Annotated in this window: 10 protein-coding genes; 1 reads left to right on the top strand and 9 read right to left on the bottom strand. The window is 70.2% G+C overall.

All coding sequences use genetic code 11. The features are described 5' to 3' along the window. Positions 1–25: 25 nt before the first annotated feature. Entirely contained in the window at positions 26–607 is a 582-nt protein-coding gene (locus QSK31_RS32040; RefSeq protein ID WP_285688309.1) for a YceI family protein, read from the bottom strand. A 105-nt stretch (positions 608–712) separates the two neighbouring features. Between QSK31_RS32040 and QSK31_RS32035 the strand changes: the two genes are divergently transcribed. Then, the gene (locus QSK31_RS32035; protein WP_285688308.1) at positions 713–1216 is read left to right on the top strand and encodes a MarR family winged helix-turn-helix transcriptional regulator; all 504 of its coding nucleotides are present in this window, start codon (positions 713–715) and stop codon (positions 1214–1216) included. A 294-nt stretch (positions 1217–1510) separates the two neighbouring features. Here the strand turns inward: QSK31_RS32035 and QSK31_RS32030 are convergent, their stop codons facing one another. From QSK31_RS32030 to QSK31_RS31995, 8 genes are all read right to left on the bottom strand, one after another. Beyond that, positions 1511–3940, bottom strand: a complete 2430-nt coding sequence (locus QSK31_RS32030) for an ATP-binding protein (RefSeq protein WP_285688307.1) — start codon at positions 3938–3940, stop codon at positions 1511–1513. 123 nt (positions 3941–4063) lie between these two features. Next, a complete protein-coding gene (locus tag QSK31_RS32025) occupies positions 4064–5221 on the bottom strand; it encodes an acyl-CoA dehydrogenase family protein (RefSeq protein WP_285688306.1) in 1158 nt (385 codons plus the stop codon). 11 nt (positions 5222–5232) lie between these two features. Then, a complete protein-coding gene (locus QSK31_RS32020; protein WP_285688305.1) occupies positions 5233–6753 on the bottom strand; it encodes an acyl-CoA carboxylase subunit beta in 1521 nt (506 codons plus the stop codon). A 212-nt stretch (positions 6754–6965) separates the two neighbouring features. After that, positions 6966–8246, bottom strand: a complete 1281-nt coding sequence (locus QSK31_RS32015) for a chaplin family protein (RefSeq protein WP_285688304.1) — start codon at positions 8244–8246, stop codon at positions 6966–6968. 239 nt (positions 8247–8485) lie between these two features. Then, on the bottom strand, positions 8486–9523 hold the full coding sequence (locus QSK31_RS32010; RefSeq protein ID WP_285688303.1) for a hypothetical protein: 1038 nt from the start codon (positions 9521–9523) through the stop codon (positions 8486–8488). Between the two features lie 120 nt (positions 9524–9643). After that, positions 9644–10522, bottom strand: a complete 879-nt coding sequence (locus tag QSK31_RS32005; RefSeq protein WP_285688302.1) for a hydroxymethylglutaryl-CoA lyase — start codon at positions 10520–10522, stop codon at positions 9644–9646. 4 nt (positions 10523–10526) lie between these two features. Further along, positions 10527–11864 (bottom strand): acetyl-CoA carboxylase biotin carboxylase subunit, encoded by a 1338-nt coding sequence (locus tag QSK31_RS32000; RefSeq protein ID WP_285688301.1) that lies wholly within the window; start codon positions 11862–11864, stop codon positions 10527–10529. A gap of 1 nt (position 11865) precedes the next feature. After that, on the bottom strand, positions 11866–12480 hold the full coding sequence (locus QSK31_RS31995; RefSeq protein ID WP_285688300.1) for a TetR/AcrR family transcriptional regulator: 615 nt from the start codon (positions 12478–12480) through the stop codon (positions 11866–11868). Positions 12481–12499 lie beyond the last annotated feature (19 nt).

Genomic DNA, 12499 nt, shown 5'->3' with positions numbered 1-12499 from the left:
AGCAGGATCAGCTCCTGAAGCAGGGTCAGGCCTGGCGGATGGCTTCGCCCTCGATCTCGATCTTGATCTTCTTGCTGACCATGACGCCGCCGGACTCGAGGGCCATGTTCCAGGTCAGGCCCCAGTCCTCGCGGTCGATCTCGGTGGTGGCGCTGAAGCCGAAGACGTCGAAGCCGTAGGGGCTCTTGCCCGCGCCCTCGAACTCGACCTTCAGCACGACCGGCTTGGTGATGTCCTTGATGGTGAGCTCGCCGTCGAGGACGAACTCGCCGTTGTCCCACGACTTGAGGCCGGTGCTGCGGAACTCGAGGGTCGGGTACTTCTCGGCGTCGAAGAAGTCGCCGCTGCGCAGGTGGTTGTCGCGGTCGGCGGCGTGGGTGTTGATGCTCGCGGCCTGGATCGTCGCGCTGACGCTGGACTGCAGCGGGTCCTCGCCGACGACGATCGTGGCCTCGGCGGTCTCGAAGTTGCCACGCACCTTGCTGACCATCAGGTGTCTCGCCACGAACCCGACGCGCTTGTGGCTGGGGTCGAGTGTGTAGGTGCCGGCGGCCGGGATCTGAACGCCCTGGTACTCGCGGGGGCCGGTGGCAACGGACTCGGTCATGACTGGTTCTCCTCGGGACTGACAGACGATGGGGGTGTTTGCGTGACGTAGCAACTATATGCCGAGCAATATTCCCCGTGTCAAGTGTCTGTTAGACTCGTCCAGGTGAACGTCGATCTCTCAGACAACCGCTTCACCGCCATCGGCCTGCTCACCGAGGCCTTCACCGGCCTACGCAGCCACTTCGAGGCGCACCTCGAGCGGCACCGGCTGTCCCTGGTCGAGTTCGAGGTGCTGATGCGACTCGCCCGCTCGCACGGGCAGCGGCTCCGGATGACCGAGCTCGCCGGCCAGACCTCCCTGTCCACCAGCGGCGTCACCCGGGTGGTCGACCGGATGGACCGCGAGGGACTGATCCGGCGCGAGGCGTGCGCGAGCGACCGCCGCAGCTCGTACGCGGTGATCACGGACGCCGGACTGGAGCGGCTCGACGCGCTACTGCCGGAGCACCTGGAGATCATTCAGCGCTGGCTGATCGACCCGCTCACGCCAGGCCAGCTCGACGGCCTCCTGGAAGGCCTACGGAAGGTTCGCGATGCGGTCAACCCGTGCGCGACCGCCGGAAGCGGCGAACCGGCAGAACTACCGGCAGAACCCGCAAGTGCCTAGGGCATAGCGCTCGAATCAACCCAATCCGCTTGCCGATCGCCGCTAGGGTGATCACGGCAAGGGGGATGCGGCGCGACCGAGGCGGTTTGGCGGGGCGACGGGGGAGCCTTCGTTTTTCGCTGCGTACCGGTGGGGCGTTGCGACGGCCGGCGCTGTGGGGGGCCACAGAGAGCGCCGGTCGTCTCACGCAAAGCGCGCCGCAACCCTTTGCGTCAAACCTCGCGATCCAGCAGCGCGCGTCAAACCTCGCGATCCGAGCAGCGCGCGTCAAACCTCGCGATCCAGCAGCGCGCGTCAAACCTCGCGATCCAGCAGCGCCTTTTCGTAGGGCAGCAGGGTGATGCCACCCGATCGGCAGAGTTCGTCGATCTGAGTCAGCGCCGCCGCCCGCCGCTCCGGATCGGTCGTCGTCACCGCCAAGCCGATCAACGCCTCGACGATGTCGCGCGGATCCTGACTTCCCCGGTAGGCGTCCGCCGCGCGGGCGTAACTCTCGGCCGCGCGCTTCCGGTCGCCGGTCGCCTGCGCGATCGCCGCCTCGACCGCCGCCGCCGACCCGTCGCGGACATCGGACGGCGGGCTCAGCTCGGCCAGCACCAGTTCCGCCTCCTCGATGCGCCCGGCCGCCGCCAGCGCCAGGCCGATCGTGCCCATCATCCGCGGCCGGTGGATCGGGTCGCCCAGGTCCTCGAGCTCGGCCACCGCCTGCCGGCCCAGGCGCACCGCCTCGTCGTAGTCGCGTTCCAGCCGGGCGACGTCGGCAAGGTTGGCGCGGGCCAGGGCACGCAGCCGGTCCTCACCGCAGCGGGCGCCCAGCCGGTCGACGGCGATCAACCTCTCCCGGGCGGCGGCGAGGTCGCCGATGCGGATCTCGTGCCAGGTCAGATTGTTCTCGGCGACGGCCATGTCGCGGATCCGGCCGGTCACCCGGGCCAGTTCCAGCGCGGCGAGGCCGTGCCGGCGGGCCTGGTCGTAACCCGCCTCGGCCATCCACAGCGCCGCCAGCTGGGTGTGCGCGGTCAGCTGGCCCTCGACCAGGCCCAGCCGCTTGAAGTCAGCCAGGGCCCCGGTCGCCGAGCCGATCTCGTCGCTCGCCGAACCGTGCCGCAGGGCCAGCTGCGCGAGGCCGATCTTGGCCCAGGCGCGGACCGCGGGGTCGGCGGAGGCGGTACGCGGATCGTCCAGCAACCGTCGCAGCCACTGCCGCCCGGTCACGTCCCGCCCCCGGAACCGCCACCAGCGCGGCAGCGCCGCGGCCAGGCGCAGGGCGGTCAGCGGGTCCTCCGAGGCGGCGTACGCCAGGGCGGCGCCCAGGTCACCGGCCATGTCGTCGAGACGGTTCGCGGCGTCGGCCAGATGCGCCCCGGCCAGCTGCGGAGCGATCGACTCGGCCAGGTCGGCGAGCACCTCGGCGTGCCGCAGCCGGCCCTCGGCCAGCTCACCCTCGGCCGCCGCGCGCTCGGCCGCGTGGTCGCGCACCACGTCGAGCAGCCGGAACCGGAACACCCCGCTCCCCCGCACGTTGAGCAGGCCCAGCTCCAGCAGGCGGTCGAGCACATGCACGACATCGGTGGCGCCGGCCGCGCCGGGTTCGATCATCTGCTCGGCCAGCGACACCGACCAGCGGTGCCGGAACAGGCCGAGGCGGCGCAGGGCGTACTGCTCGTCGGGGGCGAGCAGGCGGTAGCTGGCGGCGACCGCGTCGCGCAACGACACCGTGGCGTCGCCGGGCCGGCCGGTCAGGTCGAGGAGGCGGTCGCCGTAGCGGTCCAGGATCTCCGGCACGGTCAGCACCCGGCCGTGCGCGGCGGCCAGCTCGATGGCCATCGGCAGGCCACCCAGCCGCCTGACCAGGGTGGCGAGTGGTTCCACCTCGTCGGCGGCGACGGGCTCACGGCGTACCCGAGTCAGTCTGTCGAGGAACAGCCGAACCGCGGGAAAGTCGCTGACCTCGGCCAAAGTCCTGGCCGACTCGGGCGGCGCGACCAGCGGCGCGAGCGGCCAGACCCGTTCGGCCGCCAACCCGATGGGGTGCCGGCCGGTGGCCAGGCAGCGCAACGTGGGCACCCGATCGAGCAGCTTGGACAGCGCCTCGGCAACCGCCTCGGGTGACCGCTCGACGGCGTCGATGAGCAGCACGCCGGAGGTGCCGCCGAAGCGCGCGGACAGGTCCTCGAAGCGGCCGACGCCGAAGACCGCGGCGACGGTGCCCAGGATGTCACCGGTGGCGAAACCGTCGGTGATCACGATGCCGGCCACACCGGCGGGGTGCGCGTCGACGACGCGGTGGCAGACGGTGAGCGCGAGGGCGGTCTTGCCGACGCCGGCCAGGCCGACCAGCGTGACCACGCGCGGGTGCGGGCCGGAGGTGGTGAGCAACTCGTCCAGGTCGGCGACGTCGGTGTCGCGCCCGATCAGCTCGGCCGCCGGTGGCAACCGGACGTAGCGCGGCACCGGGATCGCCTCGGTGCTCTGGCCACGCGCGGCGAGCAGGAACGTGCGCAGGTCGGCGCCGGTCAGCGCGAGGGCGTCGGCGAGGAGCTCGACGGTGGTGCGCTGAGGGCGCGAGGCACGGCCGCGCTCCAGGTCACGGACGGTACGCACGCCGATGCCGGCCCGCTGGGCGAGCTCGTCCTGGGTCAGCCGGGCTCGTCGCCGGTGGCTGCCCAGCATGGCCCCGAACCCGGGACCGGCGACACGGTCCGCCCCGTGATCAGTTGCCATGGGTAGAAACCTAGGCATCTCGATCGATGCATGCAGCCCGCTATCGGCAGGTTGTCCGGGATCGGGCGTGCTTGGGTCGGAATTACGACAGGAAAGTTACCCAGCGAGAAACTTAACGGTCGCTCAGAGTCCCAGGCTGCGTGCGATGAGCATCCGCTGCACCTCGGACGTACCCTCGCCGACCTCCAGGATCTTGGCGTCCCGGTAGAAGCGGCCGACCGCCGACTCGTTCATGAAGCCGTAGCCGCCGTGCACCTGGGTGGCGTAGCGGGCGTTGTCCATGGCCGCGTTGCTGGCGTGCAGCTTGGCCACCGCCGCCTTGGCCTTGAAGTCCTCGCCGGCGAGCATCCGGGCAGCCGCGTCGTAGTAGGCCAGCCGCGCGGTGTGCGCCCGCAACTCCATGTCCGCGATCATGAACTGGACGGCCTGGAAGTTGCCGATCTTCCGGCCGAAGGCCTCACGCTGATTCGCGTACGCCACGGACTCGTCCACGCAGCCCTGAGCCAGACCGACGGAGAGCGCCGCGATCGCGATCCGGCCCTCGTCGAGGATCCGCAGGAACTGGGCGAAGCCGCGGCCACGCTCGCCGAGCAGGTTCGCGGCCGGCACCCGGACCTCGTCGAAGGACAGCTCGTGGGTGTCCGAGGCGCACCAGCCGACCTTGTCGTAGGCCGGCGCGACCGCGAAGCCAGGCGTCCCGGACGGCACGATGATCGTGGACAGTTCCTTGCTGCCGTCCGAATTCACGCCGGTCACCGCCATGACCGTGACCATGGTCGTGATGTCGGTGCCGGAGTTGGTGATGAACGCCTTGGTGCCGTTGATCACCCACTCGCCGGTGGCGTCGTCCAGCCGCGCCCGGGTGGTGGTGCCACCGGCGTCCGAGCCGAAGCCCGGCTCGGTGAGACCGAAGGCCGCCAGGGCCTCACCGCTGCACAGTTGCGGCAGCCAGCGGGCCTTCTGCTCCGGCGTACCGAAGCGGTGGATCGGCATGGCACCCAGCGAGACCCCCGCCTCCAGGGTGACCGCGACGGAGCTGTCGACCCGGGCCAGTTCCTCGAGCGCGATGCAGAGCGCGAAGTAGTCGCCGCCCATGCCGCCGTGCTCCTCCGGAAAGGGCAGGCCGAACAGGCCCATCTTGCCCATCTGGCGGACCAGGTCGTACGGGAAGGTGTGCTGCTCGTAGTACTTGGCGATGACCGGGGCGACCTGCTCGCGCGCGAACTCCCGCACGCTCTCGCGCAGGGCCTCCTGCTCCTCACTGAGCCGGAAGTCGACCATGACGTGCTCCCTTACACCGGTGTGACGCCGTGCCGGCGCCGCGAGAACGAACGTTCTTTCCCTGAAGCTGCCGCGAACCGGCGGATCAGCTCATCGCGCAGGTCAGCGGGCTTCACGATCGTGTCGATCACGAGCTCGGAGGCCAGCCGCATGATGTCGATGTCGCGCTCGTACTCGGCGCGCCTGGCGGCGACGAACTCGGCCCGCTCGGCCTCGTCCTCGATCGCCGCGATCTTGTTGGCGTACACCGCGTTGACGGCCGCGTCCGCGCCCATCACCGCGATCTTGGCGGTGGGCAGCGCGATCGTCGCGTCCGGCTCGAAGCCGGGGCCGGCCATCGCGTACAGCCCGGCGCCGTAGGCCTTCCGGACCACGACACAGATCTTGGGTACGGTGGCTTCGCTGATCGCCGTGATCATCTTGGCGCCGTGCCGGATGATGCCCTGTTTCTCGACCGCCGTTCCGACCATGAACCCGGGCACGTCGGAGAGGAACAGCAGCGGGACGTTGAACGCGTCGCACAGCTGCACGAAGCGGCTCGCCTTGTCCGCCGAGTCGACGAAGAGCACGCCGCCCTTGAACATCGAGTTGTTGCCGACCACCCCGACGACCTCGCCGTTCAGCCGCGCGAAGCCGACGGTCAGCTCTTTCGCCCAGAGCGCCTGGATCTCGAAGTACGAGCCCTCGTCGACGATGCCCTTCACGTACTTGCGCATGTCGAACGCCTGGCGCTCGCTGACCGGGACCAGCGCCTCGAGGTCAACAGTGGCCGGCCCTGCCACCTCTCGGGCGGGCGGCTTGTTCTCCCAGTTGGGGGGCAGGTAGGAGAGGTAGTTGCGGACCACCTCAAGCGCGTCCTGCTCGGTCTTGCAGAGGAAGTGGCCGACGCCGGACTCGGTGCAGTGCACCCGGGCGCCGCCCATCGCCTCGAGCGTCGTCTTCTCCCCGGTGACCATCTCGACCATCCGGTCGGAGCCGAGGTACATGCTGGCGTTGCCCTCGACCATCGCGACCACGTCGCAGAACGCCGGGATGTAGGCCCCGCCCGCGGCGGACGGCCCGAACAGCGCGCAGACCTGCGGGATCGAGCCGGAGGCCTTGACCTGGTTGTGGAAGATCTTCCCGGCGCCACGGCGCCCGGGGAAGAGGTCGACCTGGTCGGTGATGCGCGCGCCGGCCGAGTCGACGAGATAGACCATGGGTACGCCGTTCGCGTACGCCCGCTCGATGATGCGGATGATCTTCTCGACGGTACGGGCGCCCCAGGAGCCCGCCTTGACCGTCGAGTCGTTCGCCATCACGCAGACCGGCCGCCCGTCGATCGTGGCGTTTCCGGTGATCACACCGTCCGCGGGCAGACCCTCGGCGAGACTGTTGGCGAACAGCCCGTCCTCGACGAACGAGCCCTCGTCGGTGAGCAGCGCGATCCGCTCGCGGGCGAAGAGTTTGCCCTTCGCCGCGTTGGCCGCGTGGTAACGCTCGGCGCCACCCGCCTCGACCCGTTTGCGAACCTGCTCCAGCTCGTCGGTCATCAAGCCCCCTGACGTCGCTTCCTGAACGATCGTTAGGGTAGCTTAGCTCGCCCAATGCCGGAAGGGAGCCTCCGCCGGCTGCGGAGGCTCCCTTCCGTTTCCTGCTACCGGCGCTGTGGAGGAGCGCCGGCTTTATCCGGTGCCGCAAGGGCACCGGCTCGGGCCGCACCCGGGACCGGTGCGACCCGTGACCATCAGGTGGTGCGAGAAAGTCAGCCCAGGGTCTTGAGCAGGCCGCCGGTGAGGCCGCCGACGCTCGAGTCGTTGGTGTTCAGACCCTTGGTGAGACCCTCGGCGGACTTGCCGTGGGCCTGGTTCGTGCGGGGCTCGTCGCCGTAGTCGCCATCGGCGTCACCGTCGGGCGAGTAGTCGCCGTCGTGGTCGCCATCCGGGTCGTAGTCGCCGTCGTGGTCGCCATCGCCGTCGTTGTCACCGTCGTTGTCACCGTCGTGGTCGCCGTGGCCGTTGCCGCCACCGTGGTGACCGCCGTTGTTGCCACCGTTGCCGCCACCCTGGTGACCGCCGTTGCCGTCGAAGTCGTTGCCGCAGTTGGCAGCGGCGTTGGCGGCGCCGAGGATGCCCAGCGAGTTGCCGCAGACGTTGAGGCCCAGGTCGATCGGGGCCGCGATCTGCGCGCCGTTCAGCGCACCGACGTTGCCGTGCGAGTCCTGCGTGATGCCGTCGTTACCGCCGCCCTTGCCCTTCTCGGCGTGGTTCTGCGAGGCACCAGCGGCGTTGGCCAGGCCGCCCACGGTCGCGGCGTTGCCGGTCACGTTGGCGAGCGCGTTCACCGGCGCGGCGATCTGCAGCGCGTTCAGAGCGCCGTAGTTGTCCCAGGTGCTCTGGGTGATGCCGCTCTCCTTCTTGCCCTTGCCCTTGCCCTTGTCGCCGAAGAAGTTCCAGCAGGCGGCCTGGGCGTTGGAGAGGCCGAGGACGGAGACCGAGTTGCCGCAGACGTTCGCGCCCAGGTTCACCGGGGCGTACAGCTGCAGGCCGTTGAGCAGGCCGTAGTTGCCGGAGGTCTGCTGCGTCGGGTTGCCGCCACCCTTCTTCTCGGTGGTGGCGCTCTCCTTGTGCTTGTTGCCCTTGCCCTTGCCACCGAACTGGTTGTTGCTGACGCCGGCCGCGTTCGCCGCACCGAGCGCGGAGATCGCGTTACCGGTGACGTTGAGCCCACCGTTGATCGGCAGCAGAACCTGGGCGCCGTTCAGCGCACCGTAGTTCTTCTTCGAGTTCTGCTTGTACGGGCCGCTCTCGAACACGTTCCCGCAGGCGCCCTGGGCGTTCGCCAGGCCGAGGGCGGCGATCGAGTTGCCGCAGATGTTGCCGCCGATGTTGATCGGTGCCGCGGCCTGGATGCCGTTGCCGAGACCGAAGTTGTCCTGCGTGTCCTGCGAGACTCCGCCGCCGGCGTGGGCCGCCGTCGAGGTGAACAACAGGGCGCCGGCAGCCAGGACGCCAACGCTCAGAGTCTTGCGAACCCAAGTCTTCATGAGAAAGAAATGCCTTTCCAAAATGTCAGCAGAATGGTGCACGTATTCAATTGGGCGTTTCCGGAACAGGGTGCGTCGGGGCGCAGCGGTGCCTGGGCTGAATTCTTCGGACCTGACTCCGCTTGTCGACGTGCGCCCACAGCGGTGATGTGACGAAGGCCCGGCCGGAATTCGATTCGCCGCTTGTGCGCAAACGGTCTGGGAATCGGGCCGGAGTCGCCGCACGAGGCGGCGGTCACTCAGTCAGGTGAGACGGTCGGTGCCTCGGCGTCGAACCGCCGGACCTCGACATCGGTCGCCCGGAGCAGCTGATGGGAGGCCATCACGCCGCTCGCGACCGCGGCCGGAAGGAAGGCTGCGGAGCCACCCTCCGTCGGAGCTCCCGACGCGCTGGTCGAGATGCCGCTGAGTGCCCCGAACTGCACCCGCGGGGATGCGGGGAGATCGCCGCCACCCGGCGTGGTGTCCCGGACGGTATCCGTCGCGACAGCCGCCACAACCCCGTCTTCCATCCGGTTGAGGACGGAGGCGGGGCGGTGGGGGTCGTGCCGCTCGGTGACGATCAGGTGCCGCGCGCCGGCGTGCGTCGTCACTGGTACGACGTCCGCGATCCGGTCGGCCGCCGCTGCGGGAACCGGACGCGGTGCCACGGGTTCCGCCACCTCAGGCGCGACCGGAAGGTCGTCCTGGGTCGTGTCGGAGACCGGGTCCGTGGTCCGGGTGGGCGCTGCGGCCACCGGGGCGAGCTGCTCGGGATCCGTGGCGCCGTCGGTGAGACGGCTGGGGCCGGTCAGATCCCGGACGACGTGGCCTGCCGCGCCGAGCACGGGCGCCGCGTCGCTCTCGCCGTGGGTCACCTTGTCGACCGTGTCGACGACCGGACGGGTGAGCACCCGGACCGGCGCGTCGAGGACGGAGGTGACGCCTCGGTGCTTCCTGTGCTTGTTCTTGGTCGCCGGTCGGGCCGTGTCCAGCGGCTGGGCGGCCGCCTGCAGGACCCGGTTCACCACCGGCGCATCTCCGCCGTTCACCACCGCACCGAGCAGCGACGACGTCTCCGTCGCCGGGTCACGGTCGGCGGCCTGGGCGGCGGATCCGGTGAGCAGCCACGCGGCACCGGCCAGTCCACCGATGACGATCGCCCGCAAGGCCCAACGCCGTCCGCGCCGCTCCGCCCCCTGGCTCTGGGGCGGCATGGGCGAGGCCGAGACGCTGGTGGGCGACCCGGACGACGCGAGCGTCATGCGCGGCTTGCGCTCGACCACCCACCCCGCCATTTGGTCCGCCCCTCGTCATGGTTTGCCCGCCGGTAGCCCGATATCGGCCACTCGGTATGGGTAACGAAAAGACAGAGGCGGGGTCACGCCGACAAATAGGAAAAATAGTCGGGGCGGTAATTAGACGGTTCGGGTGCGGGGACCGGCGCGGAGAACTCCCGAAGGCAACTGCTTGCCGAGCAGTTTCTCGGCCGACTCGGCGACCTCGATCAGAGCGTCCAGGTCGATTCCGGTATCCAGGCCCATGTCGTGCAGCATGTGCACCACCTCCTCGGTGGCCACATTGCCGGAGGCGCCCGGCGCGTACGGGCAGCCGCCGATCCCGCCGACACTGGCGTCGAACTCGGTCACCCCGAGGTCCAGTGCGGTGAGGATGTTCGCCAGCCCCGTCCCCCGGGTGTTGTGGAAGTGCAGCAGGTCCGGGCGTACGGCCGACAACAGGTCACGGACCCGCCGCGGCGTGGCCATCCCGGTGGTGTCGCCGAAGGCGATCCGGTCCGCGCCGTCCGCACGGACCCGGGCCACGATGCCGGCCACCCTGTCCGGGTCGATGTCGCCCTCGAACGGGCAGCCGAAGCTGGTCGCCACGATCACCTCGAGCGTGGCGCCGGCCTCGTGCACCAACGGGATCAGGCCGGTGATGTCGTCCAGCGACTCCTCGGTGGACCGGTTGAGGTTGCGCCGGTTGTGGGTGTCACTGGCCGAGACGACGACCTCGATCTCACGGAAGCCGGCCGCGATCGCCCGCTGCGCGCCACGGGTGTTGGGGATCAGCGCCGAATAGCGGATATCCGGCCGTTTCGTCACCCGCGCCCAGACCTCGTCGGCGTCGGCCATCTGCGGGATCGCCCTGGGGTGCACGAACGACACCGCCTCGATCCGGCGCACGCCGGTGCCGCCCAGCGCGTCGATCAGCTGGACCTTGCTGTCGGCCGGGACAGGCTCCTCGTTCTGCAGCCCGTCGCGCGGCGCGACCTCGCGGATCGAGATGGCACTCATGCGTTCACCTCATTCGGGAGACGATGCCCGTGTCGTAGTCCCCGCTGATGAACTCGGGGTTGTCGAGCAGCTCGACGAAGAACGGCAGGTTGTTCTTCGGCCCGGCGATCTGGAAGCCGGCGACCGCGTCACGGGCCTTGGCGATCGCGGCGGCACGGTCGGCGCCGTGCACGATGAGCTTTGCCATCAGCGAGTCGTAGTGCGGCGTCACGGTCAGATCGGGGGCGTACCCGGAGTCGACCCGGACACCGTCGCCGGTCGGCTCGACCCACGTCGTGATGTGGCCCGGGCCGGGGAAGAACCGTTTCGGGTCCTCGGCGTTCACCCGGAGCTCGATCGCGTGGCCGGTGGCGGCCAGCGCGTCCGGGTCGAAGGCCGGCGGCAGCCCGCTCGCGATCCGCAGCTGCTCCTCGACCAGGTCGATGCCGTGGATCAGCTCGGTGATCGGGTGCTCGACCTGGAGCCGGGTGTTCATCTCGAGGAAGAAGAACTCGCCGGTGGCCGGGTCGAGCAGGCACTCGACGGTGCCCGCGTTGCGGTAGCCGACCGCCTCGCCGGCGAGCACCGCGGCGGCCAGGAAGCGTTCCCGCAGTTCCGGGCTCACCGCCGGGGACGGCGCCTCCTCGAGGAGTTTCTGGTTGCGCCGCTGCACCGAGCACTCACGCTCGCTCAAGGCGACCACCCGGCCGTCGGCCAGGCCGAGGATCTGCACCTCGACGTGGCGTACGCGAGGGAAATAGCGCTCCAGGAGCACCGAGCCGTCGCCGAAGGTCCGCTCCGCGAACGCGGAGATCTGGTCGAAGGCCTTGCGCAGCCCGGCCTCGTCCTCGGCCACCGCCATGCCCATGCCGCCACCGCCCGCCGAGGCCTTGACCATCACCGGATAGCCGATCCCGCTCGCGGCCGCGACCGCTTCGTCGGCCGAGGCGGCCGGGTCCTGGGTGCCCGGCGCGACCGGCACGCCCGCCGCGGCCATCAGGTTGCGCGCGTTGATCTTGTCGCCCATCGCGCTGATCGCGTCGGCGCCGGGCCCGACCCACACCAGGCCGTTGGCTTCGACGGTACGGGCGAAGTCCGCGTTCTCGCTGAGGAAGCCGTAGCCGGGATGGATCGCCTTGGCGCCGGTGGACGTGGCGGCGGCGAGGATCGCGTCGGCGTTGCGGTAGCTCTGGGCGGGCGCCGCCGGGCCGATCGCGACCGACTCGTCGGCCTCCAGCACGAACGGCATCCCGGCGTCCGGCTCGGAGTGGACGGCGATCGTGCGGATGCCGAGCCGTTTCGCGGTGCGGATGATGCGGCGGGCGATCTCGCCCCGGTTGGCGACGAGTAGCGAGTCGATCATCTCAGCCCTCCTGGGCACGGCCCTCGAGCGCGCAGGCCGCGGCGGTGCGCAGGAGCGCCGCCGCGCGCAGCCGCTCGACCTCGTCGCCGAGGAAGGGCGTGGAGTTCATCAGGCCGAAGGCGGCGTGGGCGAGCACCCGCGCCTCGCCGGCGTTCAGCTCGGGCCGCAAGGTCGCCAGCACTCCCACCCACTCCTCGACGTAGAGGCGCTGGAGGCGGCGGATCTGCCGGCGCGGCTCCTCGGGGAGCCTGTCCAGCTCGTGCAGGTGCAGGGCGATCACCGCGGGGTTGGCCAGCGCGAACTCGACGTGAAAGGCGATCAGGTCGGTCAGTGCGGCGTGCGCGTCGTCGGTGTGGCGGGCCACCCGGTCGCGGCCGCCGTGCAGCAGGCCCTCGCTCACCGGGATCAGGGCGGCGACGAGCATCGCCTCCTTGCCGGCGAAGTGGTGGTAGAGCGCCGGGCCGGTGACCCCGGCGGCCGAGCCGATGTCGTCCATCGACACGCCGTGATAGCCCTTGGCCGCGAAGAGGCCGACCGCGATGTCGAGAATCTCGTCCCGCCGCGACCGTCGGCGAGGAGCGGGCGGTCCGGGGCGCTGCTGCTGATCTACCGTCACGGAAAAACAATAGCCTGTC

This window comes from Actinoplanes sp. NBRC 103695 (genome assembly GCF_030269485.1).
Classification (GTDB): domain Bacteria; phylum Actinomycetota; class Actinomycetes; order Mycobacteriales; family Micromonosporaceae; genus Actinoplanes.
Note: the sequence above shows the minus strand (reverse complement) of the source record. Positions and strands in the feature narration are given on the sequence as shown.

What these genes read in the sequence shown, in the direction of transcription:
- QSK31_RS32020 (WP_285688305.1), bottom strand. Translation starts at nt 6,753, where the DNA reads ATGACCGACGAGCTGGAGCAGGTTCGCAAACGGGTCGAGGCGGGTGGC.
- QSK31_RS32040 (WP_285688309.1), bottom strand. Translation starts at nt 607, where the DNA reads ATGACCGAGTCCGTTGCCACCGGCCCCCGCGAGTACCAGGGCGTTCAG.
- QSK31_RS32005 (WP_285688302.1), bottom strand. Translation starts at nt 10,522, where the DNA reads ATGAGTGCCATCTCGATCCGCGAGGTCGCGCCGCGCGACGGGCTGCAG.
- QSK31_RS32000 (WP_285688301.1), bottom strand. Translation starts at nt 11,864, where the DNA reads ATGATCGACTCGCTACTCGTCGCCAACCGGGGCGAGATCGCCCGCCGC.
- QSK31_RS32010 (WP_285688303.1), bottom strand. Translation starts at nt 9,523, where the DNA reads ATGGCGGGGTGGGTGGTCGAGCGCAAGCCGCGCATGACGCTCGCGTCG.
- QSK31_RS32015 (WP_285688304.1), bottom strand. Translation starts at nt 8,246, where the DNA reads ATGAAGACTTGGGTTCGCAAGACTCTGAGCGTTGGCGTCCTGGCTGCC.
- QSK31_RS32025 (WP_285688306.1), bottom strand. Translation starts at nt 5,221, where the DNA reads ATGGTCGACTTCCGGCTCAGTGAGGAGCAGGAGGCCCTGCGCGAGAGC.
- QSK31_RS32030 (WP_285688307.1), bottom strand. Translation starts at nt 3,940, where the DNA reads ATGGCAACTGATCACGGGGCGGACCGTGTCGCCGGTCCCGGGTTCGGG.